Origin of the sequence: Streptomyces sp. NPDC102274 (genome assembly GCF_044766385.1) — a bacterium.
Taxonomy (GTDB): domain Bacteria; phylum Actinomycetota; class Actinomycetes; order Streptomycetales; family Streptomycetaceae; genus Streptomyces.
Genome location: NZ_JBIWLW010000041.1, coordinates 1 through 25,107, shown reverse-complemented (window position 1 = coordinate 25,107; position 25,107 = coordinate 1). Strand labels below are relative to the sequence as shown.

Here is a 25,107-nt window from a genome sequence, read left to right as displayed (position 1 = left end):
CCCCAAGGAGGAGTTCCATGTCCCTTCCCACCCCGCCGACCCAGACCGCGATCAGCGCCGAGATGGAGGACGCCCGCGCCGCGTACCACAAACGCCGTGCCGACGGCGCTCCCGCCGAAGACCATCCGGATCGCGGCTACGCCCCGTACCGAAGCAGCGTCCTGCGGTATCCCGTCCGCCCGCTTGTGGCTGTCAGCGACCCGGAGGCCGTCGAGTTGACCGGCCCGGTGTTCGGCCTCACCGATGTCACGGAACGGGACCACGACCTGACCCGCCGGCATGTGGGCGAGCCGCTGGGAGAGCGGATCACCGTGACGGGCCGCGTGCTGGACCGTGACGGGCGTCCGGTGCGCGGCCAGCTCGTGGAGATCTGGCAGGCCAACGCGGCGGGCCGGTACGCGCATCAGCGCGACGACCATCCCGCGCCGCTGGACCCGAACTTCGCCGGTGTCGGCCGCTGTCTGACCGACGACCAGGGCCAGTACTCGTTCGTCACCGTCAAGCCGGGTGCGTACCCGTGGCGCAACCATGTGAACGCCTGGCGTCCCGCGCACATCCACTTCTCGCTGTTCGGGACGGCGTTCACGCAGCGGCTCGTCACCCAGATGTACTTCCCCGGTGACCCGCTGTTCCCCTACGACCCGATACTGCAGTCGGTCACCGACACCGCCGCCAGGGAACGGCTCGTCGCGGCCTACGACCACGACCTGTCCGTCCCGGAGTGGTCGCTGGGCTTTCGGTGGGACATCGTTCTGTCCGGCCCGGCCGCCACCTGGAACGAAGGGGACCGCTGACATGCCCTTGCCTGTGACACCGTCGCAGACCGTCGGCCCGTTCTACGGCTACGCGCTCCCGATTCCCGACGGCGCACATCTCGTCCCGCCCGGCACGCCCGGTGCGATCACCGTCCACGGCCGGGTGTTCGACGGGGCCGGAGCCCCGATCCCGGACGCGCTGCTGGAGATCTGGCAGCCCGCCCCCGACGCGACACGGACCGGGCTGCCCGGCAGCATGCGCCGCGACCCGGTGACCGGCGGGTACCTGGGCCGTAACGGTGTGGACTTCACCGGGTTCGGCCGCGTCACCACCGACGCCGACGGCCACTACGCGTGGCGCACCCTGCCACCGGGCGGCGTACCGTACCTGTCGGTGATCGTGTTCGCGCGAGGCCTGCTCCATCATCTGCACACCCGTGTCTACCTGCCGGGCGCGGCCGACGACGCCCTGCTCGCGTCGCTGGAGCCCGCACGGCGCGCCACGCTGTTGGCCGTCCCCGAGCGCGAGGGCGTGTACGGCTTCGACATCCGGCTGCAGGGCAACGACGAGCACGAGGAGACGGTGTTCCTTGTCTTCGACTGATCCCTGGTCCGATGATCCTTGGTCCGACGACGGCCTGCTGTCCCCGGTCCGCGTCGGTTCGCCCGGCGAGGAGGAGACGGGCGACCCGGCGGTCCTGCGCGCGATGCTCGACGCCGAGGCAGCGCTCACCTGGGCCCAGGCGGACCTCGGGCTCGCGCCGCGGGGCGCGGCCGAGGTCGTGGCCGCCGCGGCCCGCGACGGATATGACACCCGGGAGCTCGCTGTACGGGCCCGCTCGGGCGGCAATCCGGTGATCGGGCTGGTCGCGGTGGTGACCGAGGCCGTCGCCGCGCGGGACGCGGACGCCGCGGAGTACGTGCACCGAGGCGCGACCAGTCAGGACATCCTGGATACCGCCCTGATGCTCGTCGCGTCGCGAGCCCTCGGCCCGGTGCTCGCCGACCTGGACCGGACGGCCACAGTTCTGGCCGGGCTGGCCGCCTCGCACCGACTCACACCCATGCCTGGCCGCACCCTCACCCAGCACGCCGTGCCGACGACGTTCGGGCTGAAGGCAGCGGGGTGGCGCTCGCTCGTCCAGGCCGCCCACGACCGTCTCGCCGCCGTTCGCGCGACGCTGCCCGTACAGCTCGGCGGCGCGGCAGGAACGCTCGCCGCCTTTGCCCCCGGCCCCCATCGCGCCGTCGGGTCGCAACTGCTGGCCGCCTACGCACGACGGACCGGCCTCGCCGAACCGGTACTGCCCTGGCACGTGCTGCGTACCCCGATCGCCGACCTCGCGGGAGCCCTGGCCTTCACCGCCGGCGCGCTCGGGAAGATCGCCGCCGACGTGCTCGTGTTGTCGCGGACGGAGATCGGTGAGCTGGCCGAGGGCACCGGGGGAGCGTCTTCGGCGATGCCGCACAAGACCAACCCGGTCCGCGCGACAGTGATCGCGTCCACCGCCCGCCAGGTTCCGGCGCTCGCCTCCGTGCTGTTCGGTGCGGTCGCCGCCGAGGACGAACGTCCCTCCGGGGCCTGGCACGCCGAGTGGCAGCCGCTCCGCGACGCGCTGCGCCTCGTCGGAGGAGCGGCTCGCGATGCCGCCGAACTGGTCGCCGGCCTGCGCGTCCGTCCGGAAAGGATGGCCGCGAACCTGGCCGCGACCGGCGGTCTGCTCGCGGCCGAACGGGTGGCGGCCGTCCTCGCCGCCGACCTGGGGCGCGCCGAGGCGCGCGACATCGTCACGCGTGCCTCCCGCACGGCCGCCGACCGCGGCATCGGGCTGGACAGGGCTCTCGCCGACGATGCCGCCGTGAACCTCTCTCCCGAACGACTGCGTGACCTCGTCGACCCCTCCGCGGACATCGGCCATGCGGCGGCCCTGGTGGACCGTGCCCTCACCTGGAAGCGGACCTCCCCATGACGATCCCGAGCCGCGACAACGACAGGCGGCACGGCCCGAAGCCACCGCCGGCGAACCGGTACCCGGCACCCTTGGGTGAACAGACCCCGCGAACGGCTCGCTCGTTCCCACCAGGAAGGCAGGATGCGATGGACGGGCTGTACCACCGCGTGGATGGACAGTCGGACGCGCCCGCGCTGATTCTCGGCCCGTCGCTGGGGACGTCGCTGCGCGTCTGGGACGCGCAGGTCACGGTGCTGGCCCGGCGCCATCGTGTGATCCGCTACGACCTGCCCGGCCACGGCGCGTCCGCAGCCGAACTGGTAGGGCCCGGCGCATCCGTCGGTGACCTCGCCGCGCTCGTGCTCGACCTCGCCGACCGGCTCGGCATCGCCACGTTCGCCTACGCGGGCGTCTCCCTGGGCGGAGCCGTCGGCACATGGCTTGCCATCCACCATCCCGAACGAGTCGCTTCACTGAGCGTGGTCTGTTCGTCCGCGCGCTTCGGGCAACCGGCAGGCTGGCGGGACCGGGCCGCGCTCGTTCGTGCCGATGGCATGAGGCCCCTGGCGGAGACGGCGAGGGAACGCTGGTTCACTGCCGCCTTCCGGGACGTCCCGGCCGCCACCGCTCTCGTCGGGGACCTGCTCGCGGTCGATCCTGCCGGATATGCCGCCTGCTGCGACGCGCTCGCGGACTTCGACGTGCGCGCCGACCTGCCGGGCGTCCTCTGCCCCACGTTCGTCGTCGCGGGCCGCGACGACCCCGCCACCCCGCCCGCCCACGCCCGGGAACTCGCCGACGGCATCCCCGGCGCCACACTCGTCGAGATCCCCCGTGCCGCCCACCTGGCGAACGTCGAGCGGTCCGCCGCCGTCCTGGCCGCCCTCGTCGGCAACCTCGCCGGCCCGGATGGCGACGAAGCGCGGTACGCAACCGGCATGACGGTGCGTCGTGCGGTACTCGGAGACGCCCATGTGGACCGGGCGCAGGCGAGCACTACCGACTTCACCTCCGACTTTCAGGACTTCATCACCCGCTACGCCTGGGGTGAGATCTGGACGCGTCCCGGCCTCGACCACCGCAGCCGGAGCTGCATCACGCTCACCGCGCTGGTCGCGCACGGCCATCTCGATGAACTGGCCCTCCACGTCCGCGCCGCACTGCGTAACGGCCTCACTTCCCAGGAGATCAAGGAAGTACTGCTTCAGACAGCCGTGTACTGCGGAGTCCCCGCCGCCAATTCCGCGTTCGCTGTCGCGAGCCGCGTCCTGGACGAGGAGACCCGCACACAGGACAAGGAACACTGATGCCCGAGCACACCACCGTCGCGATCATCGGTGGCGGCCCCGCCGGTCTGTTGCTGGCCCGTCTGCTGCACCGGGCCGGGATCGACTGTGTTGTGTTGGAGAGCCGTGACCGCGCCTACGTCGAGCACCGCCAACGCGCGGGAATCCTTGAGCAGAGCACCGTGGACGTCCTGCGCGCCTCCGGTGCCGGGGAGCGGCTGGACCGGGAGGGGCTGCCGCACGACGGTGTCGAGCTGCGCTGGGCGGGACGCGGCCACCGCATCGATTTCCCCGCGCTGACGGGTGGCCGCCGCGTCTGGGTCTATGCCCAGACCGAGATCGTGAAGGACCTCATCGCGCTTCAGCTCGCCGAGGGGCCACCGCTCCTCTTCGAGGCCCAGGCGACGGCCATCAAGAGCCTCGACACCGACCGGCCCACCGTCCACTACGTCCACCACAACACGGAGAAGACGCTGACCTGTGACTACGTCATCGGTTGCGACGGATTCCACGGTGTGACCCGGCAGACTGTCCCCGATGCGGCTATCACGACATTTGAGCGGAGCTACCCCTTCAGCTGGCTGGGCATCCTGGCCGACGTGCCGCCTCCGAGTGATGAGCTGATCTACGGCCACTCCCCGCGCGGGTTCGCCCTCGCCAGCATGAGGAGCCGGACAACCAGCCGCCTTTACCTTCAGGTCCCCAATGGCACCGACCCGGATGCCTGGCCGGACGAGCGCATCTGGGAAGAACTGGACGCCCGCCTGGAGCTCGACAACGGGCGGAAGCTCGAACGAGGGCGGATCACTCAGAAATCGGTGCTGCCGATGCGGAGTTTCGTCACCGAGCCCATGCGCTACGGCCGGATATTCCTGGCCGGGGATGCCGCGCACATCGTTCCGCCCACCGGCGCCAAGGGCCTCAACACCGCCGTCGCCGACGTCGTGGTCCTCGCGCGGGCATTCGACCGGCTGCGCCGCACCGGCTCCACCGAACAGCTCGACGCCTACTCCACCACCTGCCTCCGCCGCGTCTGGCGGGCCGAGCATTTCTCCTCCTTCATGACCAGCACCCTCCACACGGACCCGGAGCAGAGTCCTTTCGCCACCCGCCTGCAGATTGCCCAGCTCGAACGCATCGCCACCTCCGCCCACGCAGCCGCCGAACTCGCGGAGAACTACGCGGGCCCGCCCATCGCCTGACCGGGACGAAGCCGCATGAGGGACGTACGTCTTGGAACCGGGCCTACCCCGGCCCACGGGTCTCGACCGACCACTACCAATCGAGCTCGGCCAGTACGAACGGCTCGTTCTCGGGCGCCTCCTTGCGAGCCCTCAGGGCTCGTTCGGCGGGCGCGCCGGCCGGCACGCGCAGCGGAGGTTCAGGCTGCTCGATGGTGTCGGCCACGACGACGGCCACCTCCTCGGAGGTGATGACCTCGCCGCGCAGAGCGCCGAGCTGGTGATACAGCGGGGCGTAGGGACTGCCCTCCTCGACGAACGACTTGGCCTGCTCGGCACCGTTCGTGGACACCGCGCCCGGCTGCACGATGCTCACCTTGATGCCGAAGTGACCCATCTCAATGGCCAGTGTCTCGGCGATCGCCTCCAGCGCCCACTTGCTCGCGCCGTACGGGCCGATGACCGGCAGCACCAGTCGTCCTTGGACGCTGGAGACGAAGACGAGGCGGCCAGTTCCTCGTTTCCGCATCGCCGGCAGCACCCCCTGCGCGACGCGCAGTGCTCCCAAGGTGTTGAGCTGGTAGAGCCGTTCGACCTCCGCGAGCGGAACGGTCTCCAACGGCGCGCGCAGCGTCGCGCCGGCGTTGCTGACCAGCACGTCGATCTCGCCGGCGTCCTTGATGGCCTGGTCGACGCTGTCCTGATCGGTGACGTCGAGGCGCAGACGCCGGTCCACGGGGAGGTCGGCCAGAGTTTCGGGCTGACGAGCGGTGGCGATCACCCGATGGCCACGGTTTGCCAGTTCGATGGCGATGGCTCGGCCGATTCCTTTGGACGCGCCGGTGATGAGCACGGACGACATGATGGTTCTCCTAGGCAATGAGTTTCGTTTGGTAATGAGTTCGGTGCCTGCGAGCAGGGCTCCGCGGTGAATGCGGGAGACGAACGGGTTCGGTCTCAGAGATACGATTCATAATCCGGCTGTGCTGTCCAGAAGTACTCGGCACCGAGCTCTTCGCCGATCCTTGCCTTGACGCGGGAATAGACCGCCAACGACGCGGACCAGGGTCGCGCGCAAGCCTTGATGTCGGCCAGTTCGCCGGCGTCGAACCGCAGGACGGCCGTGATCGTCACCGGCTGCCCCTTGATGTCGCCGGTAAAATAGGCCATGCGCTTGTTGTCGCGGTTCAGCGCGATATCGCTCCACTGCCTGGCGCCGTAGATCGAGGTCGCGTGTCCGAGGACCCTGCTCGACAGGGGCTCGGGGGACACGCTCTTGCGCAGGACCGGGCTGTGGAAGGTCAGCGACGGGCTGTAGGAGTGCGACGGCTTGGCAAAATACTCTCCCGTATCGGGCTGTAGTTCCGTCACGCGCCAGGCCTCGGCCGGCAGATCCGGCATGCTTCGCCTGATCCTGTCACGCAACAGGGTGAACGGGTACATACAGTTGAAGAAGCTCTTGATCTCGGTCATTCGTCCGTGATCGTCGAATGCGGCCAGGAGGATCTGATCGATGGGCTCGCCCTCGATCTCGCCGGAGATCAACAGGCCTTCGCGGCCCTCGGCTACGAAGCGTTCCGTGATCTCGCTGTTCCGGATGGCGGCCGTTTCCGCTGCGACCAGCGTCGCTGCCTGCGGACGGGACAGGCCCGGCCAGTCGGTCAGCGCGCTGTCGAACACCACATCAGGGGCGGCCGTCGAGAGCAATGACTGTGCGGCGATTCCTGAACTGAGCAGGTCTGCCAGCGAGCCTTGTGATGACACCGTCATGTGATCTCTTTCTGAGGGTAAACGGGGAGCAATCTTTTCTTGTCGACCGCGAGTCACTCATGTGCGGGCTGCCGCATTGCGAGCCGGCCAGGTTTTTGACAACTCAGAACCTCATCGTCCGTGTCAGGGGGCGGGGACGAAGTAGGGGCCGCTGGTGTCGAACTCGTGCTTGTGCTCGATGACGAACTGTTCGACGGACAGCGGACTATGGTGACCGATCTGCTCGATGACGTCGTTCGTGCCGGCGAATACGCCGTTCTGGTAGTCGACGGCGACGTTGCTCAAGTGCTGGACGAGGTGTGGGGGCAGCCCGCGTTCGGTCATGGCCGAGGCGAACTCCTCGACACTGATCGGCTCGTAGTGCACCGGGATGCCGAGCGTCGTGGACATGACCCGGGCGATGTCGTAGTGGTTCAGTTCGACCGGGCCGTGCAGGGTGTGGATAGCGCGGTCGTGCGGTTCGGGGTCGAGGAGCAGGGCGGCGACCACGTGGGCTTGGTCGGCCGCGGCGATCGGGGCGTGGTGGCCGTTGCCGAACGGAAGCCGGAGGTACCCCTGGCCGTCCCGCTTCTCCCACCAGGTCGTGAGCCACTCGGCGAAGAAGGTCGGCCGGATGTGTGCGGTGAGCATGGTGGTCCGATCCAGCAGGCGCTCGCACAGCCAGTGCTGCCGAGCGGCCTCGCTGCCCGCTTGGCGGCGGGCGGAGATCTGCGACATGTCGACCACGGACCGGACACCCGCCTCGGTCGCCGCCTGGGCGAAGTAGGTGGTCGCCTCGATCAGGCCCGGGAGGATCGGGTGGCACAGGTAGGCGCCGGTGACGCCCTGAACGGCCGCGGTCACGCCGTCGAGGTCGTGGAGGTCCGACACGGCGATCTCGGCGCCGGTCTCGGCCAGCTCGCGGGAGCGCTCGTCCTCGCGGTGCACCAGAGCACGGACGCGATAGCCGCGCTCCAGCAGCAGTTTGACCGTCGCGGCCCCGGTTTTGCCGGTCGCGCCGGTGATCAGGAACAGCCTGTCGTCGGTGGTCATCCGAACACCTTTCGTAGAACTTCGGAGTGCTGTCACAGGGAGCACAGCGCCGCGTCGGGCCGCTGTGCGAGCGTCATGTCGCTGTGCACGCGGTGGAAGGTCAGGGGCCCGCTCATCCATCCGCTCCGATGCCGCGGATGCCGCGGACGAAATCCGCCAGCGCGGCACCGATCAGATCCGGGCTGTCCTCCTGTATGAAGTGCTCGCCCGGCACGGTCACTTCGGTCTGATTGGGCCAGGTCCGGCAGAACTCGCGTTGCCTCCGGATCAAGATCCCGCCGGGGTCCGCGTTGACGAACAGCTTGGGCACCGTCGAGGAGGCCAACCACCGTCCGTAGTCCTCGACGATCCGCACCACCTCGGCGGGTTCGTCGGCGATCGGCAGCTGGCGCGGCCAGCTGAGCGTGGGTCGGCGGTTCTCGCCCGGGGTGAGGTAGGGCGCCCGGTAGACCGCCATCTCCTCCTCGCTCAGATTCCGCAGGACCGCCGTCGGCAGCACCTGTTCGACGAACAGGTTGTCGGTGAGCACCATGGACTCGCCGGCGGGAGAACGGAAACCCTGGAAGGTCCGACGAGGACGGTCCCGCCAGTCGTCCCAGCTCATCGGAGCCACGATCGCTTCCATATAGGCGATACCGGCGACCCTGTCCTGGTGCTGGTACGCCCAGTCGAAGCCGAGCGCGGAACCCCAGTCGTGCACGACGAACACCACGTTGTCACCGAGGCCGAGGTGGTCCCAGAGCGCGAACAGGTACTCCCGCTGCTCCTGGTAGGAGTAGCGGTCCGGGCCGGACGGTGCCAGTCGGCCGGAGTCGCCCATCCCGACGAGATCGCAGGCGATCAGCCGGCCCAGGCCCTCCAGGTGCGGCATCACGTTGCGCCACAGGTAGGAAGAGGTCGGGTTACCGTGCTGGAAGATGATCGGATCGCCCTCACTCTGGTCGAGGTAGGCCATCCGCACCCCCTTGATCTCAGCGAACTTCTTCTCCGCGTAGGGGCGGCTGTTCATCGTCGCTCTCCTCGGGCGGGTGGTGCGGGTCGATCGTCGAACCCGACCGAGAGGTCGTTGCGACGCTCCGGTCGGACAGTGAAGGGACGAGAAAATTGGTACACCGGAGCAACCACCCCTCGATAGTTCAATCAATGAACTCATTCAACCGTAGCAGTGGCCAGTTCAGTGAGCAAACTACCGAGGGCGGTGGTTCAGTGAGAGAACTATCGAGGTTAAAGTGGATGTATGACCCTTCCCAGTACCTATGCGGACCGCAACTGCTCGCTGGCGCGAGCGTTGGAAGTCATCGGAGAACGGTGGACACTGCTCGTCGTCCGTGACGCCTTCTACGGGATCTGCCGGTTCGGAGACTTCGCCACCCAGCTCGGGATTCCCCGTGCCGTCCTGACCAGCAGGCTGAAGCTCCTCGTACGGGAGGGTGTGCTCGCTCGGGACGACGACGGCGCCGGAACCGTCGAGTACCGGCTGACCACCAAGGGTGTCGAACTGTGGCCGATTGTGCGCGCCACGATGGCCTGGGGGGACGCGTTCTACTCTCCGGCCGGGGTGAAGCGCGCCCTGCGTCACGACCGGGACGGAGGTCCGCTCGACCACGAGGGACGCTGCGAAGAATGCGGTTCGGTCGCGCCGGTCCCGGAGATCCGGATCGAGCCCGGCCCCGGATACGATCCGTCGAACTCCAACCCCGACCCCGTATCCGCCCTGCTCAACGCGCCGCGACGGCTCCTCGAACCGTTCGCGGCCTCGCGTGCACGCCAGGCCGACGAAAGCAACCAGAAGTCGTGATGGCGGGGTGCTCACCACTCCGGCCGACCAGCGCGTCGGGCCGGCGTCGCCGTTCGAACCCCACCCGATTTCGGTTCACGTTGTTGCCATGAGTGAGGACACTGATTTGCCATCACCATCGCTGGACAATTCGATCTACTCAGCACTGACCGGGCCGCACGCCCACTTCGCGCAGCGACGAGGCAACGCACTGCGTTACCCCGCCGACATGTCACCGTTCATGGCGCTTCCGGACCACCCCGACGAAGCCGACTGGACGGACATCGCGGTACTCGCCGGCCCCGGTGCGAAGGTGACGCTGAGCGGTCCCGCCATCGAGCCGCCGGACGGCTGGGAGGTCGTGTCGCGTATCCCTCTGCTGCAATTCGTCGACGACGGGATCGCCGCTGCGCCGGACGAGGAGGCCGTCGGCCTTCGCCGGACGGACGTTCCGGAGGTGCTCGCCCTGGCCGAACGCACCAAGCCGGGGCCGTTCCTACCGCGAACGATCGAGATGGGCACCTACCTGGGTATCCGCCGCGGCGGTCGTCTGGTGGCGATGGCCGGTGAACGACTACACGCTCCGGGTTGGACGGAGATCAGCGGGGTCTGTACCGATCCGGGGTGGCGAGGACAGAGGCTGGGGACACGTCTTCTGCTGGCTGTCGCGGCTGGCATCCGCGAACGCGGCGAGACACCGTTTCTGCATGTGCTCGCGTCCAATACGAACGCCATCCGCCTGTACGAGTCCCTCGGCTTCCGACTTCGCCTCCGCACCGCGAACTTTGTCCTCACTCCCTCGCCGGTCATGCGTTCAGGCAACCTCTAGATTCCAGCCGCAGACCCTGATCAGGCCCGTGAGGGGCCTGTGCGCGGTGCTGCTCTACGCTGCCCTTCATGATCGCCAAGTTGCAGTGTGTGGTGCTGGACTGTGCCGATGTCGTTGAGCTGTCCCGGTTTTACCAGTCGCTTCTGGGGGGTGTGGTGAACCAGCCGGATCCACGGTGGTCGGTCGACGACGGCTGGGCGACGCTCCACGCCGACAGGGGGTTCGTGCTGGCCTTCCAGCGTGTGGAAGACCATCGGCCGCCGCGGTGGCCGGATCCCGCTCACCCTCAGCAGTTCCATCTCGATCTGGGGGTCGAGGACCTGGACCAGGCCCAGGAAGACGTCCTCGGTCTGGGCGCCGCACTGCTCGACGAGGGTGGCGGACAGCGGAGTTGGCGCATCTTCGCGGATCCCGCGGGACACCCGTTCTGCCTCGTCCGGGACTGACGGGAGGCCCCCAAGGGGTGCGGCCACCGGTCGTCATCGTGAGGTGTACGGACTGACGATGATCACCGGTGGCCGCAGGTCACAGCATGGATCCAGCCCGCCGGCGGGAGGCATGCGCGGGCCTGATGAAGAGGCCGGCGGGCCGGTCACCGGTCCATGACGGAAGTGACGCCCGTCAGGCGCTCTGGTGGGCGGGAGCGAGGGAGAGGGACTCCCAGCGATCCAGCTCGGTCAGGCGGGAGCGGAGCGAGGCGCGGATGTGTTCGACGGCGTCGGCACCGACGGCCAGGCGCAGAGGCGGCTCTTCCAGAGCAGCGACGGTCATGATCGCGTCCGCTACGGCATGGGGGTCGCCGAAGGCCTCGGGCGGCAGTTCGGAGATGTCGGTGAGGAACTTCCCGACGGTGGGCGCGTAGACGTCGTTCGGGGGGACGACGCGCAGGTTGGTGGCGAACTCGGTGGCGAATGTACCGGGTTCGATGATGGTGACCTTGACACCGGTGGGGGCCAGCTCGTGGGCGAGGGCTTCGCTGATGAGCTCCACGGCGCCCTTGGAGGCCGCGTACAGGCCGGAGGAAGGCCAGGCGAACTGGCCGATGAGCGAGGAGGTCTGCAGGACGCGGCCCCGGGAGGCGCGCAGGGCGGGGAGGGTGGCCCGCAGGACGGCGAGGTTGGCCAACACGTTGGTGTCGAAGACGGCGCGTGCTTCGTCGGCGTCGATCTGCTCAATGGACCCGAACAGTCCGTAACCGGCGTTGTTGACCAGGACGTCCACGCGGCCCACGGAGCGCACCGTGTCCGTAATGACGGTCTGCGCATCCGGGGCGGTGAGGTCCAGCTCGACCGCGGTGATCTGTCCCTTCGGGGCGAGCTGGACCAGCTCGGCGATGCGGTCGCGGCGTCGGCCGACAGCAATCACGTGAGCGCCGGCGGCGAGCGCGCGTTCGGTCACGAGGCGGCCGAAGCCGGAGGTCGCACCGGTGATGAGCCAGGTGGAAGGCATGGCGGATACTCCCTGTGATGTTCGTGCGGCTGACGCACGGGCGGTGTCGCCGTGAGGCAGCCAGGTGGTGTCTCGTCCTCCAGCCAACCGCTGACGGACGCCGGCGAGGAGCGTGGACCTGGCCCCCTCCTTCCTGGGAATGGGAGGGCCACCCTGAATGCGGCATCGTGCGCCGATCCGCGCGACCATCGCACTATGGAGCGGAACGAAGGGCTCGGCGATTTCCTACGCGCTCGGCGCGCGGCACTGGACCCCCGGAGTCTGGGCATCCACGATGCGTCACCGCGCCGAGTACCCGGGTTGCGCCGGGAGGAACTGGCCGCACTCGCGGGCGTCAGCGTGGACTACTACACGCGCCTGGAGCAGGGCAGGCACATCACCCCGTCGGAGTCGGTTCTGGACGCTCTGGCGAACGCGTTGCGGCTCGATCCGGCGGAACGCAGCTATCTGCATGCGGTTGCGCGCCGACCGGTCTCCAGCCGGCGCGCCCCGCGCGCAGTGCAGAAGGTGCGGCCCGGGGTGCATACGTTGCTGGCCCGCCTGGGGGACACTCCCGCCTTCGTGCTGGGCCGCCGCACGGACATCCTGGCGGCCAACCGGATGGCCCGTGTGCTCCTCGCCGACTTCGACACCGTACCCGTCCGGGACCGCAACGCCGCGCGTTGGATCATGCTCGATGAGGCTGCCCGATCGCTGTTCGGAGACAGCTGGGAACGGGTCGCCTCCGTGTTCGTCGGGACGCTGCGGATGGATGCCGCCCGCCATCCCGACGACACCCGTACCGCCGAGCTCGTGGGCGAACTGTCCATGAAGAGTGAGTCCTTCCGCCGCTGGTGGGCCGTGCAGAAAGTCGTCCAGATCGGCCACGACACGAAGGTTATGCACCATCCGATCGTCGGCGAGCTGACGCTTCGCACGGAAGCTCTGACGTTCCCGGACGATCCGGACCAGACTCTCTTCACCTTCCTCGCCGATCCTGGATCGCCGTCGGACGAGGCGCTGACGGTGCTGTCCTCGAGGGCCGCCGAACACGCCCCCTCCGGCGGTTCACGCGCAGCCCTGATCAAGCCCTTCCGGGAAACAGACCGTCGATAGGACGCCGCTTTACCTGTTGACGGTGAGGTGGTTGACGGGGGTGCCTTCCCTCTCTTTCGTCAAACGCGGTGTGGGGTTCTGAGTTCGTGGAAGGTGCCGTCGCGGAGCATCGCGGACCACCACGGCCGGATGCGGGAGACCAGCGGAGACGGTCAGAAGGGGTAGAAGGGCTGGGTCGTACGGGCTGTGATCCAGCGCGTTTCGGTGAACGCTTCGATGTTGGCGTTGCCGCCGAAGCGGGCGCCGGTGCCCGAGGCGGCGACGCCTCCGAAGGGAGCAACAACCTCGTCGTTGACTGTCTGGTCGTTGATGTGGACCAGGCCTGTGGGGATACGTTCGGCGAGGTCGAGGCCGCGCATGACATCGCCGGTAAGGATGCCGAGCGACAGTCCGTATGAGCTCGCCGTGGCCAGCGCCACCGCCTCGTCGAGGTCGGCGAAGGCCCGGACGGGAGCGACGGGACCGAAGACCTCCTCGGTGTACGCGGGTGAGGCGTCGGTGAGATCGGTGAGCACGGTGGGCCGGTAGAAGAGATCTTCGTAGGTGCCGCCGGCCATGAGTCTGGCGCCGCCCTCAAGGCTGGAGCTGACCAGGCCGTGGATCTTGTCACGCTGGGCCGCGTCGATGATGGGCCCGAGCGCCACCTGTTCCCTCGCCGGGTCGCCGACCGGGAGCTGCTCGGCCTTCCGCGCGAGCCGTTCGATGTATTCGTCGGCGACCGACTGATGGACCAGGTGGCGTCCGGTGCTCATGCAGACCTGCCCCTGATGGAAGAAGGACCCCCAGGCGGCCGTGGAGGCAGCGTGCTCCAGATCCGCGTCGGGCAGCACGATCAGCGCCGAGTTGCCGCCCAGTTCGAGGTGCGCGCGCTTGAGATTCTCGGCCGCGGCGGCACCGACCTTACGGCCCGCCGCCGTGGAGCCGGTGAACGAGATGACCCGTACGTGCGGGTCGACCACCAGGGCGGCCCCCGCGTCCGCGCCGCCCGGGAGGACATGGAGCACGCCGTCGGGCAGCCCGGCCTCCTCGAACACCCGCATGAGCGCCACGCCCCCGGACACGGCGGTGCGCAGATCCGGTTTGAGCAGGACGGCATTGCCGAGTGCGAGGGCCGGGGCCACCGAGCGAATCGCCAGGACAAGCGGCACGTTGAAGGGGGCGATGACCCCTACCACCCCTGCGGGTGTCCGGCGCGCCAGGCTGAGCCGGGGCTCGGCGGAGGGCAGCACCTCACCGAGGGCACGTGATACGAGCGCGGCGGCCTCGTAACACTCCTGGGCGGCGGTATCCGTCTCGAAGGCCGCCTTGCCGGGAACGCTTCCGGCCTCGCGGATCAGCCACTGCTGGATCTCCTCGGCGTGCTGGGCGAACACGTCTCCGGCCCGGCGCAACACGGCGGCACGTTCGGTGTAGGGCAGGCGGGCCCAGGCCGGTTGGGCCTTGGCGGCATGACGGGCCGCGGCCGAGACGTCGTCGGCCGTGGCGTTGCCTATCCGTTCAAGGACTTCGCCGGTGGCGGGTTCGATCACGGGGGCTGTGCCGCCCGAAGTGGCCTTCCAGCCGCCGATGGCGGCCTTTCCGGACCAGACGGTGGGATCGAGCAGGGGCATCGCGAACTCCTTGACGGCGAGTGGGAGCAGGGATGAGGAGCGGACCTGAGGGCGGGTCAGGGGCGGAACTCGCCGCCGTCGGTGACGGCGACCTCGACGACGAGCGGCCCGGTGCGGTCGGCCAAAGTAGCGCAGAGCGTGTCGAGCGTCACGCACAGGACCGCGTAGTCGTCGATTCGACGGGCGGTGCAGCCGAAGGCCTGGGCCGGGCCGGCCACGTCGACCTCCTCGAAGGCGGGCCATGGCGGATTGCCCCCGTGCTGTTCGGCGAGCCGGCCCCTCACCGCGTAGCGGCCGTTGGCGAGGACGAGGAAGAGGACGCCTATGCCGTAGTGGGCGGCAGTCCACCGGGACTGGACCTGGTAGAGCGAGAGCCGTCACCGACAATGGCGATCACCGGGCGGCGAGGCTGTCCCATGCGAATCCCGATCGCGGCCGGCATCGCGAAGCCAAGTCCGCCCATGGCGGTCGCAGAAATCGGGCCGTACGGTTCTGGACATTGATCCCGGGTGCGGGCCGGTCTTCGCCGCGGTCAATCACAGACCCTGTCCCAAGCCTTCCGCGGCAGGACTTTCATCTTTGTCGGGCCCACCACCATGTAGGTGCTGACCCTGTGGAAAGCATAGGGTCGCGGCGGCAAGAGATCCTTGCGGAGGGAAAGTCACGGCGGTGAGTTCACCGAGCTCTCACTGATCCAGGCCGGCGGCCTTGATGACGCGTTGGGCAAATACGTCCTCACGGCGGTCTGCCATCTGCCGCAGCGCGTCTCTGCGGTCCCGTTTGGAGAGCCGGTCGAGATACGTGTGACCGAAGAGGTGGTCGGTCTCGTGTTGCAGACACCGGGCGAAGTACCCCGTTCCTTCGATGACGATCGGGTTGCCGTCCTTGTCGAGCCCGCGAGCGACGGCACGATCGGTGCGGGGAACCACCATGCCGGCACCGGGCACGGACAGGCAGCCCTCGAAGTCGTCAATGAGCCGGCGGCGACCCGGATCGGGCAGCTCCAGAACCGGGTTGATGATGTGGCCGACATGCCGGATCCCGTGGTCGTCCGGGCAGTCGTACACGAACAGCCGCAGGTCGACGTCTACCTGATTGGCAGCCAGACCGGCACCGTCGGCCACATACATCGTCAGGAACATGTCGTCGATCAGCGCCGACAACTCGGGGGTGCCGAACTCGGTCACTTCCTGGCACGAACGGCTCAGGATCTCCTCACCCACCACCGTGACCCGGCGTACCGAACCCCGTCCGGTCTCCGGCGGGAGAGCCGGATAGAAGTCAACTGGGCGGCCTTGCACACGGACTCGCCGGTCGACGGGACGGGACCGCTCGTGACCAGCAGACATCACTGTCTCCCCTTCTGCGCACGCCACAGATGCCGCGGACGTCACCGCGGCCTGATGCCCTCAAGCAAGGACCGCTTGCGAAGGTCTTTGCAAAGTAGCAGACTTTGCAAAGTGACTGAAGATGACCTCAACGCCCCCGACCAGACACACGACACCGGCGAAGAACTGCGCGAGCACGAGGTCCGCACAGCCCTGCTGGACCTGCTCGCCGAAGTCGGCGCCGTCACGGCGACCGAAGCCGCCTCCCGGCTGGGCTACAGCTCAGGTCTCTGCTCATTTCACCTACGGCAGCTCGCTCGTCACGGATACATCGAAGAAGCCCCCCACAGCGGGGGTCGCGCACGCCCCTGGCGTCTGAAGCGGCACACCCCCACTGGCAGTGGCCCCACGGAGGAGCAGTTCGGCGACTTGGCGCGAGGGCTGGAGGACGAGAGCTGGCAACGATGGCTGACCCAGCGAGATGAGGCGCCGTCCGATTGGCGCCATGACGAGGCCTTCAGCGCCGTCGCCTATCTGACACCTGAAGAGATGCGCAGGGTCGCGGGCGCGATCCGGCGGGCGCTCGCGCCTTACCAGGACCGCGAACAACGCCCCCTGGCCCGGCCCGACAGCGCTCGACCGGTGGCCCTCATCACCCGGCTGTTCCCGCTGCTTCCCCAGACGACGGACGACGCGGACCAGGACTGAGAAGCCGTCGGCTGTTTTGCGCCCTCCCGAAGCAATGACACGAAGGTAAGAGGGCAGGCGCATGACACCGTGTGAGACAGCCTGAGAACCCGCTGGTCACAGACGTGCCCCGTTGGCGTGCCGGTTTCGTTTATGTGTCCGACGATAAGGGCGGGACGCCTCAGTGGAATCTGCTGTTGCGGGATGTCCGTTCCCATTCACTGCCCCGTCTTCTTGTGAGGAATACAGGCCAGTCGATCAACGGCTCTTACCAGTCCCAAGGCCGGATATGGCTCGTTCGAGGCAGCGTGGCGTCGTGATGAGAGCGGGGACAGTTCTTAAGATTATCTTGACCTGAGTGGCACTCCTGGCTTACCCGTGGGTCGCAGTCCCGAAAGCATGGATGGACGGAGGCGGAATGTGGCTGCCGGGATGGACTGAAATCGCCTTCGCCTCATCGGCTTGTGCACTTGGCTGCGCAAACTCAGTCGACATACCCAACCTCCGCCTCTACCGGCGTGGCGCACGGTCCCCGTCGGCCGGCGCGCACGGCAGCAACGCCTGCTGCTTCCCGCGGTGGCCTTTTCGGAAGCGGTACCGGTCTGCCGAACTCAAAGCCGGCTCTCGGCCGACCACGTAAACCTCAGGGGCCCTTTACCACGAGCAGAGGAGAAAGAGATGAGCAATCAACCGCCAGTCACGACTACGGATGCCGGGTGTCCCGTCGCCAGCGACGAGTTCTCGCTCGCGGTCGGAACCAACGGCCCTCTCTTGCTGCAGGACACCTACCTGATCGAAAAGCTGGCCCATTTCGTACGCGAGCGCGTCCCCGATCGCGTATATCACGTCAAGGGCGGCGGCGCCTTCGGCTATTTCGAGGCGACCGCGGACGTCACCGAATGGACCAAGGCCGGTTTCCTCAGCAAGGTCGGCAAGCGCACTCCGGTGCTGATCCGCTTTTCGTCGGTGGCCGGCGAAGAGGGCTACCCGGACTCGGACCGTGACGTGCGCGGCTGGGCCTTGAGGTTCTACACCGAGGAGGGCAACTACGATCTCGTCGGCAACAACACGCCGGTCTTCTTCGTACGTGACCCCATGAAGTTCCCCGACTTCATCCATTCGCAGGAGCGGATGCCCGACACCGGCTTGCGCAGCAACAACATGCAGTGGGACTTCTGGTCGCTCTCGCCGGAGTCGGCGCACCAGGTGACGGTCCTGATGAGCGACCGCGGCACGCCGCGTACCTGGCGCCATATGAACGGCTTCGGCAGCGACACGTACATGTGGGAGAACGCGGGGGGCAAGAAGTTCTGGGTCAAGTACCACTTCAAGACCGAGCAGGGAATCCAGAACTTCACCGACGCCGAGGCCAAGGCGATGCGCGCGGAGGACCTCGACTGCCACCGGCGCGACTTGTGGGACGCCGTCGCAGGCGGCGACTATCCGTCCTGGCGCCTTGAGATGCAGATCATGCCCTACGAGGACGCGGCCGACTACCGCTTCAACCCCTTTGACGTGACCAAGGTCTGGCCGCACGCCGACTATCCACCGATCACCGTCGGACGCCTGGTGCTCGACCGCAACCCCGAGAACTTCTTCGCCCAGATCGTGCAGGCCGGCTTCGACGTGGCGAACTTCGTCCCGGGCATCGGGCCCAGCCCTGACCGGATGGTATTGGCACGAATGCTCGCCTACGCCGACTCGAGCCGCTATCGCACCGGCCCGAACTACGCACAGCTGCCCGTCAACCAGCCGCTCAACGAGGTGCACAACTACAACAAGGACGGCCCGATGCGCTATCGCCATAACGGGAACCAGCCGGTCTACGCACCGAACAGTTACGGCGGCCCCAAGGGCGATCTGCAGCGCTACCGCGATCCGAGCTGGTTCGTGGAGGCCGCCGAGATCATGCGTACAGCGTACGAATCGCACAGGGACGACAACGACTTCATCCAGCCCGGCATGCTCTACCGCCAGGTGATGACGCAGACCGACCGGGACCATCTGGTCGACAACATCGTCGGGCACCTGAGCCAAGGGGTGGAGCGTCCCATCCAGGAACGCGCGGTCAACGACTACTGGGCAAAGGTGGACCCCGATCTCGGCGCTCACGTAGCCCACGGCCTGGGAATGCCGAAGCCGAACAAGCCGTAGCGCACACAATCCGCCGGCGAGGCACCTCGGGCAGCCGGTGGCGCCGCCGAGGGAGCGGCGGCGCTGTCGGCGCGTGCGTGCCCCATGCCCGTCAGCTCATGGCCGTTCACCGGACGGGCTGACGACCACCGTGGTCTGCGGCAGGACGACCTGCCCCGTGACAAATGAACTCCACAGTCCGATCCGCACCTCCTCGCCGGGCTTCGCCGACGTCTCGGCGAAGCTGACCGGCCGGCCGCCGGCCTGCCGGGTGGCCCCCCACTCCAGCTCGAAGCGCCGGGTCCCGGCCCGCTCCTGAGGCGGGATCGGGCTCGGCGGCAGGATCTCGTCAGGTGCCCAGAGATAGCCGAGCTGTTGATAGGGACGGGTGACACGTTCCCAGGTGAGCTCCAGCACCGTGCGGGACGCCGGGATGACGACCAGAGCGCCGCGCGTCCCGTTCGCGTACCGGGTGTTGAAGGCGAGGACCTCCGCCGGGCCCTCGGGGTACACATGGCTGGTGCCCCGCCCGACGCGCGAGCCCTCGGGGCAGGCCGGCACCCCCTTCTCCTCGATCACCGAGCGGGCACAGACGGCGAAGGACTCGGGCCGGAAGCGGATCGAGTCGTCGAAGAGGAAGACGAAGCGGCGGGCACCGGCCGTGGCCCCGCCCGTGTCGGCACGGCCCGGACGTACTCGGGCGACTCCGACAACGCGGCGAGTGTGCGTGCCGGCCGCCGCGGTGCAGACGGGACTTCTGAAACACGCCGTAGCATCGCGATACGTCCTGGCCAGGTGGATTCGCGCGTCATGCGTCACTCCGTCCGTCCGAGGGCCCGTGGGCCCCGTCACCACCTCATGCTCACCCGGCGGGCTGTCCCGTCGGTGTGCTCCACCCTGCCTGGGGTCTGGCGTACCCAGGGACCACGAGCCCCAGGACGGACAATGAACTCCATGAGGAAACAACGAGAGTTGGGGGATTTTTTGCGCTCGCGCCGAGCGAGGATCCGGCCCGAGGACGTCGGCTTCGCCTCCGGATCGGGACAGCGTCGGGTGCCCGGTCTGCGCCGGGAGGAGCCGGCGCATCTGGCGGGTGTGAGCGATCGGACACGGCCACGCAGGCGCCCAGACCGAAGGGGACGGCGGCGCAGACGCCGACCACCAGCCCCTCCTTGAGTCCATTGCCGGTACCCGCAGCCATGTTGTGGACGCCGAGGGCTGTGCCCATGCACGCTCCGAAGGCCACACCGAAGAGAAGGGACTGCCACCAGTCCTGGCGCCAGGCACGGTCGGGCCGGGCATCCCTGCGCTCCGCGGACCGGGCGGCCCCGACGATGAGCCCGCTCGCGACCGCGGCGAAGGCCCCCGTGGCCAGCCCGACCAGCAGGCTGCGGTGACTGATCCCGAACGCGCATCCGATGAACGCCCCGGCAGTCACTGCCGTCGCAAGGGAGAAGCGGGAGCGCAGGGCGCCGCTCAGGGAGCGGATCGCAGGCAGGGAACCGTCCGCCCGTGTCCGGGAGCGGTGGTTGCGCCACTTCGCGGCATAGGCCGCGATGGCACCTGCCCCGACCCCGGAGATCAGGCAGTAGAGCAGGGTGACGGGCAGCCCCAGCCCGGCGTAGTGGGTCATCTCCCGGACGGAGTAGTAGGCGACCAGGAGCCCGATCAGCACGCCCACCACGGGGTTGACGCCGCGCCGCGCCCTGCCTTGGGTCACGAGGCGCCCGGAGCGCCGTGGGACAGGGTCCCGGAGCTCGGAGATGACCCCTACCGCCGCCCCCGAGACCAGGCCCAGCACTGCGCCCCAGAGCAGGCCGAAGCCGGTGCCGTCCTGGCCCAGGGCCCCCGTGTCGCCCCAGTCGCTGAAGGCCACCGCGCCGGCCGGAAGGGCGATGAGTACGCCCCCGGCCGTAATCATGGCGATGCGCCAGAACGGCGGCGCCCACCAGTGCAGATGCCGCCAGTCCATGGTGTGCTCGGAGTGGGTGTCCTGCCAGGTGGCGAGGGAGCCCAGCCACTTCCGGGCACCGTCCGGACTGTAGGGCCTCGGCCGGTGGGGCTTCCGTGATCCCGTGGAGCGGACGGGGACCCCCGGCTGGTAGGCGATGTCCAGGAACCGGCCCAGCAGATACCTTTCGACCTCGTCGGTGCCGGTGAACCGCGCGGGTGTGCGCAGCTCCGACAAGGCGTCGGGACCGGAGGAGAGCGCGAGGGCGTCTCGTATCAGTGTCAGGTTCAGCGGTGAGTGCAACGAGCGGGAGACGGCGCTGCCGGGGCGCTCTCGCAGTTCCTCGATCAGGTGTTGGCACAGCTCGGACTGGAAACGCTCGGACTGCTGGTCGAGATAGTCGACGGCGGCCGAGGAGGCGACCGGCTCCAACTCCACGACCACGGCGCCGTGCATACGGGACCCGTCGGTGGCCCTGTCGAACTCCTCGGTGCGGCTGAACAGCACCCACCGGGCATCGGGGAAGCTCCTGAGCGCCGTTATCGCGGGCCGGTGCCACTCCTCCCGCATCTCGTCGAAGCTGTCCAGGAACATCGTGATGTGGCCCTGCTCCACCAGTTTGGCCGCCGCGTCGCCCCCGTACCTGCCCGTTGCCCGGAACGGGTATCGGTCGTGGAGCTGGTCGGCCACCCAGTCACGGAGCGACTGCCGGTTCGGGTTCCACGAGGCGACGTCCAGCAGGAGGGGGACGGGTAAGCGGCCGGTGTCGTCGACGCGTTCGCGACGCTTCAGGCTCCCCAGCACCGCCAGGATCGCGGCGGCGGACTTGCCGGTGCCCGGATCGCCGAGGACGACGAGACGGCCGGAACGCAGCCCACCGTGGAGGGAGAGCAGAGCGTCCACATCACCGCCGTCCACGGCGCCCGCCTCGGCCTCGGCCCCGGTCTCGCCGGGCAGTACCGGGAAGCGGCCTCCCCAGTGGGACACCGACCGTGGGCGGGACAAGGTCCACCGCACCTCGATCGGCGCCGGGTCCTGTAACTTCTGCTCCGCCGCCACTTGTGTCAGTCGTGACCTGACCTCGCGTGCCACTCTGTCCGCCGCGCCCCCCAACGTGCCGTTGGCGCCGACGAACTCCGCGGCGAGGCCGATGCCGCCGGTGAAGATCGCCGGGAGCGTGGGCAGGAGACCGCTGATGTGCTGCGGGTCCCGGTACCAGATGCTCCAGACAATCGCCCAGATGATGGCAGCCACGGAGAGCGTCACGTAGATCACCAGACGGGGCTTCGCTCTCAGCCACATCTCATCTGCCCCCGCATTCCGTCCCCCCATGTACGCCGAAGCTCCTCGGTAGCTGAACGCCAAACCATGGGCCTCGTCAAGACGGCCTGAAGGGCCACGCGGAGGCGGTCGGACGCCAACACCTGTGCGGACCGGGCCTTCTGTCATACCTTCGGCCGCCATGAGGGCAGGCATCAGATGATGCCCGGCCGGCCGTACTCGATCGTGCGCGCGGTGGAGAACCGGCCGCCAGGTTCCCGAGAGTGGTGACCATCTGGAGGATCGCGCGGATTTCGTCTCGGCCGGCACGGACAGCCCCGCCCGCCGGCACCTGCGTCAGGACAACAGGTCAGGCTGAGAATCGGCACGAGAGGTGGCAACGGCGGGCTTGGGCGCGGCACCCGTGCGTACCAGAACGCCGCGCCGACCGGCAAGCCGGCACCAGAGGCAGCCCGTGTGCCCCTGGCGTGCGGAGCGGTCCCGCACCTTGAAGTCCCGATGGCCGACAGCCCGCACGCCGGGCGGTTTGCCCCAACCGGCGAGGTGCGGCCGCGACCGGCTCCGCGGCCACTGGCACGGTCGAGCATCTTGGCGATCGCCTCGGCTTGGAGCGTGCGCCGGTTCGCCAGGCCGACGGAATCCCTACATCCGGACGAACCATGGCTGGTCAGGTCACCGCGTCTATCAGGCTTCCGCAGTGTGTTGTTCATCTCACCCTGTCCAGAGGGAAGTTCAACGTGATCGCCTCGGACGGGCGGGTAACGTTTTGGGATCGGCAGGCGAGCGATACGGAGAAGGGCACAGCGATGCGGCGAGTATCAGCGGCAGTTGTGCTGCTGGTCGCGGCTGTCCTGCTGCACGTCGCCACTCCGCATCACCTGCCTGTCCTCGCCACTGCCCGGGCCTCCGCGATCCAGGCGGAGACGAGGGAGATGTCCGCGGCGCCTGATACCCCGCGCATGGGCTCCGCCTCGGAACATCACGCGGACGACCCGCAGGCTCTGCCGACCCGAGGCCAGCAACTGACGAGGCTCACAGCCGCAGTTGACGAGGCACATGACACCGCCGCGGCGTCTGCCGCGTACGCCGCACTACCCGGTCCTGTGCTGGTGAGCACTGCGAGAGAGCAGTGGACCCCCAGCGCTGGAGTCATGCCCGGGGCCTACCTTCACCGCACCCTTGAAACGTGCGTTGCGCACCGATCTGACCGCTTCCCTCGGTCGTCTTCCTCATCGCCCTGCCACTGTGCGTCGGCGTCGCCGTCGCCTCCGGCGTCCCGGCCGAACTCGGCCTGCTCACAGGCATCGTCGGCGGGCTTCTCACCGGCCTGCTGCCGGGCAGCAGCCTCCAGGTCAGCGGGCCGGCGGCCGGCCTGACCGTACTGGTATACACAGCCGTTCAGGAATACGGCCTGCCCCGACTCGGCGTACTGGTACTCACCGCCGGGCTGCTCCAACTCCTCATGGGCTTCGCGAAGTTGGGCATCTGGTTCCGCGCGATCTCCCTGTCCGTCGTGCAGGGCATGCTCGCGGGCATCGGCTGGTACTGATCGCCGGACAACTCTACGCCCTCACCGATGTGCAGGCGCCCGGCACCAGCACGGCGAATCTTGCCGGGCTGCCGGGCCTGGCCGTCGAGGTCCTCGGATCACCTACCGCCACCACCGCCCTCGTCATTGGCGTGGGCACCATCATGGTCATGACGTTGTGGAAGCGGCTGCCACAGAAGGCGCGGCTCATCCCCGCGCCCCTTGCCGCAGTGGCACTGGCGGCCACCATTACGGCGGTCTTCGACCTGCCGGTGGCCCGCGTCCAGGTCCGCGGTCTCCTCGACGCGATTCAGCCCCCGAACCCCGAAAGCTTCGGCCGCCTGGCCGAGATCGGTGTTCTGGGCACGGTCGTCGCGTTCACTCTTATCGCCTCGGCGGAAAGCCTGTTCAGCGCCGCGGCGGTGGACCAACTGCACGATGGGCCCCGCACCCACTACGACAAGGAACTCATCGCCCAGGGGGCGGGGAACACTGTCTGCGGTCTGCTCGGTGCACTGCCGATGACCGCGGTGATCGTACGCAGCGCGGCCAATGTGCAAGCAGGAGCGCGTACCAAGGCGTCACGCGTACTGCATGGAGTGTGGCTGCTGTTGTTCGCGGCGCTGCTGCCCACAACCCTCGGCGTCATCCCCACCGCCGCGCTCGCCGGCGTCCTCGTCCACGCGGGCTGGAAGCTGCTGCCCGTGAAGGAATGGGGCCCGCTCCGGCGTGAGCACCGCGGCGAGGCCGTGGTCCTGGGCGTCACCGCCGGGGCAATCGTGGTGACCAACATGTTCGAGGGGGTCCTGATCGGATTGCTGCTCGCGGTCGTCAAAACGGCTTGGGATATTTCCCACGTCCACATCAGCACCATCGATCGTGGCACCGGCCCGGTCCGCGTTCGCCTCCAGGGCAACGCCACCTTCCTGCGGCTGCCCCGGATCCTGGACGCTCTGGAGGCGCTGCCGAGGGACCGTCCTGTCGAACTCGACCTGGCCGGGCTGCGACATCTGGATCACGCTTGCATAAGCGCGTTGCAGCACTGTGCCGACCAGCACAACACGGCCGCCATCGACCCCGTACGGACACCTTCGTCGGCCTGACACCCGGCCCGAGCGCGAGACCGGGGAACTGCGGTCGCGTTCCCCGGTCTCCCGGAGCCCTCGTTGGCGGACGTCGGTTGGCCCTTGGGGTACAGGGCTGTGCTCTGCCCTGAGAACACCGCCAGTCTGACCGGGAACCGCCGCGTGCGCGTTGTTATCGGTGGTCCCTATCCGTGTTCACGCGGCATTCGATTTGCCCCCCGAGACTCGGTTGTCGCCCCCCACTTGTTGGAACGAGAGGCTTTACCGTGACGGACAAGCACAACGAAGATCCTGAGTACTCGGCGATCTCGCGGCGCCGGCTGGTCAAGTTCGCCGGTGTCGGGGCGACGCTGGCGGCCGCGAGCCCGCTGTTGACCG

The 25,107-nt window shown here is 68.4% G+C and carries 21 protein-coding genes and 2 pseudogenes; 13 read left to right on the top strand and 10 right to left on the bottom strand.

What is annotated here, in order from left to right:
* Positions 1-17: 17 nt before the first annotated feature.
* From pcaH to ACIRQP_RS36105, 5 genes are all read left to right on the top strand, one after another.
* On the top strand, positions 18-794 hold the full coding sequence (gene pcaH / locus ACIRQP_RS36125; protein ID WP_403898235.1) for a protocatechuate 3,4-dioxygenase subunit beta: 777 nt from the start codon (positions 18-20) through the stop codon (positions 792-794).
* A 1-nt stretch (position 795) separates the two neighbouring features.
* On the top strand, positions 796-1,359 hold the full coding sequence (gene pcaG / locus ACIRQP_RS36120; protein ID WP_403898233.1) for a protocatechuate 3,4-dioxygenase subunit alpha: 564 nt from the start codon (positions 796-798) through the stop codon (positions 1,357-1,359).
* A complete protein-coding gene (gene pcaB / locus ACIRQP_RS36115; protein WP_403898231.1) occupies positions 1,346-2,725 on the top strand; it encodes a 3-carboxy-cis,cis-muconate cycloisomerase in 1,380 nt (459 codons plus the stop codon). Before pcaG ends, pcaB begins: the two co-directional genes overlap by 14 nt.
* A gap of 128 nt (positions 2,726-2,853) precedes the next feature.
* Complete coding sequence (gene pcaD, locus ACIRQP_RS36110) at positions 2,854-4,014, top strand: 3-oxoadipate enol-lactonase (protein ID WP_403898229.1); 1,161 nt, start codon at positions 2,854-2,856, stop codon at positions 4,012-4,014.
* Positions 4,014-5,195, top strand: coding sequence for a 4-hydroxybenzoate 3-monooxygenase (locus ACIRQP_RS36105; RefSeq protein WP_403898226.1), 1,182 nt, complete (start codon positions 4,014-4,016; stop codon positions 5,193-5,195). The genes pcaD and ACIRQP_RS36105 overlap by 1 nt, the downstream gene beginning before the upstream one ends.
* Positions 5,196-5,268: 73 nt before the next feature.
* On the opposite strand, the gene ACIRQP_RS36100 is transcribed toward ACIRQP_RS36105, so the two are convergent.
* From ACIRQP_RS36100 to ACIRQP_RS36085, 4 genes are all read right to left on the bottom strand, one after another.
* Entirely contained in the window at positions 5,269-6,036 is a 768-nt protein-coding gene (locus ACIRQP_RS36100) for an SDR family oxidoreductase (protein ID WP_403898224.1), read from the bottom strand.
* Positions 6,037-6,131: 95 nt separating this feature from the next.
* Positions 6,132-6,944 carry a hypothetical protein gene (locus tag ACIRQP_RS36095; RefSeq protein WP_403898221.1) on the bottom strand — a complete coding sequence of 271 codons (813 nt, stop codon included), beginning with the start codon at positions 6,942-6,944 and terminating at the stop codon, positions 6,132-6,134.
* Positions 6,945-7,067: 123 nt separating this feature from the next.
* Entirely contained in the window at positions 7,068-7,976 is a 909-nt protein-coding gene (locus tag ACIRQP_RS36090) for an NmrA family NAD(P)-binding protein (RefSeq protein WP_403898218.1), read from the bottom strand.
* Positions 7,977-8,088: 112 nt separating this feature from the next.
* Positions 8,089-8,985 carry a haloalkane dehalogenase gene (locus tag ACIRQP_RS36085; RefSeq protein ID WP_403898215.1) on the bottom strand — a complete coding sequence of 299 codons (897 nt, stop codon included), beginning with the start codon at positions 8,983-8,985 and terminating at the stop codon, positions 8,089-8,091.
* A 228-nt stretch (positions 8,986-9,213) separates the two neighbouring features.
* Between ACIRQP_RS36085 and ACIRQP_RS36080 the strand changes: the two genes are divergently transcribed.
* The 3 genes from ACIRQP_RS36080 to ACIRQP_RS36070 all read left to right on the top strand — a co-directional run bounded on the left by ACIRQP_RS36080 (position 9,214) and on the right by ACIRQP_RS36070 (position 11,028).
* Positions 9,214-9,774: a winged helix-turn-helix transcriptional regulator gene (locus tag ACIRQP_RS36080; protein ID WP_403898212.1), complete on the top strand. Its 561-nt coding sequence runs from the start codon at positions 9,214-9,216 to the stop codon at positions 9,772-9,774.
* A gap of 88 nt (positions 9,775-9,862) precedes the next feature.
* On the top strand, positions 9,863-10,582 hold the full coding sequence (locus ACIRQP_RS36075; protein ID WP_403898271.1) for a GNAT family N-acetyltransferase: 720 nt from the start codon (positions 9,863-9,865) through the stop codon (positions 10,580-10,582).
* A 68-nt stretch (positions 10,583-10,650) separates the two neighbouring features.
* Positions 10,651-11,028: a VOC family protein gene (locus ACIRQP_RS36070; protein WP_403898209.1), complete on the top strand. Its 378-nt coding sequence runs from the start codon at positions 10,651-10,653 to the stop codon at positions 11,026-11,028.
* A 175-nt stretch (positions 11,029-11,203) separates the two neighbouring features.
* Here ACIRQP_RS36070 and ACIRQP_RS36065 read toward each other — a convergent pair whose 3' ends face one another.
* A complete protein-coding gene (locus tag ACIRQP_RS36065; protein WP_403898206.1) occupies positions 11,204-12,031 on the bottom strand; it encodes an SDR family NAD(P)-dependent oxidoreductase in 828 nt (275 codons plus the stop codon).
* A 195-nt stretch (positions 12,032-12,226) separates the two neighbouring features.
* Between ACIRQP_RS36065 and ACIRQP_RS36060 the strand changes: the two genes are divergently transcribed.
* Positions 12,227-13,126 (top strand): helix-turn-helix transcriptional regulator, encoded by a 900-nt coding sequence (locus tag ACIRQP_RS36060; RefSeq protein WP_403898203.1) that lies wholly within the window; start codon positions 12,227-12,229, stop codon positions 13,124-13,126.
* Between the two features lie 152 nt (positions 13,127-13,278).
* Here ACIRQP_RS36060 and ACIRQP_RS36055 read toward each other — a convergent pair whose 3' ends face one another.
* The 4 genes from ACIRQP_RS36055 to def form a co-directional block, all read right to left on the bottom strand.
* On the bottom strand, positions 13,279-14,736 hold the full coding sequence (locus tag ACIRQP_RS36055; protein ID WP_403898200.1) for a benzaldehyde dehydrogenase: 1,458 nt from the start codon (positions 14,734-14,736) through the stop codon (positions 13,279-13,281).
* Between the two features lie 56 nt (positions 14,737-14,792).
* Positions 14,793-15,062, bottom strand: coding sequence for a hypothetical protein (locus tag ACIRQP_RS36050; RefSeq protein WP_403898268.1), 270 nt, complete (start codon positions 15,060-15,062; stop codon positions 14,793-14,795).
* Positions 15,059-15,178 carry a thiamine pyrophosphate-dependent enzyme gene (locus tag ACIRQP_RS36045; RefSeq protein ID WP_403898265.1) on the bottom strand — a complete coding sequence of 40 codons (120 nt, stop codon included), beginning with the start codon at positions 15,176-15,178 and terminating at the stop codon, positions 15,059-15,061. The genes ACIRQP_RS36050 and ACIRQP_RS36045 overlap by 4 nt, the downstream gene beginning before the upstream one ends.
* Before the next feature lie 244 nt (positions 15,179-15,422).
* Positions 15,423-16,085 (bottom strand): peptide deformylase, encoded by a 663-nt coding sequence (gene def, locus ACIRQP_RS36040; protein ID WP_403898197.1) that lies wholly within the window; start codon positions 16,083-16,085, stop codon positions 15,423-15,425.
* Positions 16,086-16,196: 111 nt separating this feature from the next.
* On the opposite strand from def, the gene ACIRQP_RS36035 reads away from it, so the two are divergent.
* Positions 16,197-16,772 (top strand): winged helix-turn-helix domain-containing protein, encoded by a 576-nt coding sequence (locus ACIRQP_RS36035; protein WP_403898194.1) that lies wholly within the window; start codon positions 16,197-16,199, stop codon positions 16,770-16,772.
* A 657-nt stretch (positions 16,773-17,429) separates the two neighbouring features.
* Positions 17,430-18,905, top strand: a complete 1,476-nt coding sequence (locus ACIRQP_RS36030; protein WP_403898263.1) for a catalase — start codon at positions 17,430-17,432, stop codon at positions 18,903-18,905.
* A 96-nt stretch (positions 18,906-19,001) separates the two neighbouring features.
* On the opposite strand, the gene ACIRQP_RS36025 is transcribed toward ACIRQP_RS36030, so the two are convergent.
* On the bottom strand, positions 19,002-19,703 hold the full coding sequence (locus ACIRQP_RS36025) for a hypothetical protein (protein ID WP_403898190.1): 702 nt from the start codon (positions 19,701-19,703) through the stop codon (positions 19,002-19,004).
* 135 nt (positions 19,704-19,838) lie between these two features.
* Here ACIRQP_RS36025 and ACIRQP_RS36020 point away from each other — a divergent pair.
* Together ACIRQP_RS36020 and ACIRQP_RS36015 are read left to right on the top strand one after the other, a co-directional pair.
* A pseudogene (locus ACIRQP_RS36020) lies at positions 19,839-19,985 on the top strand (transcriptional regulator); the annotation flags it as partial.
* Positions 19,986-23,295: 3,310 nt separating this feature from the next.
* A pseudogene (locus ACIRQP_RS36015) lies at positions 23,296-24,747 on the top strand (SulP family inorganic anion transporter).
* The last annotated feature ends 360 nt before the right edge of the window (positions 24,748-25,107 follow it).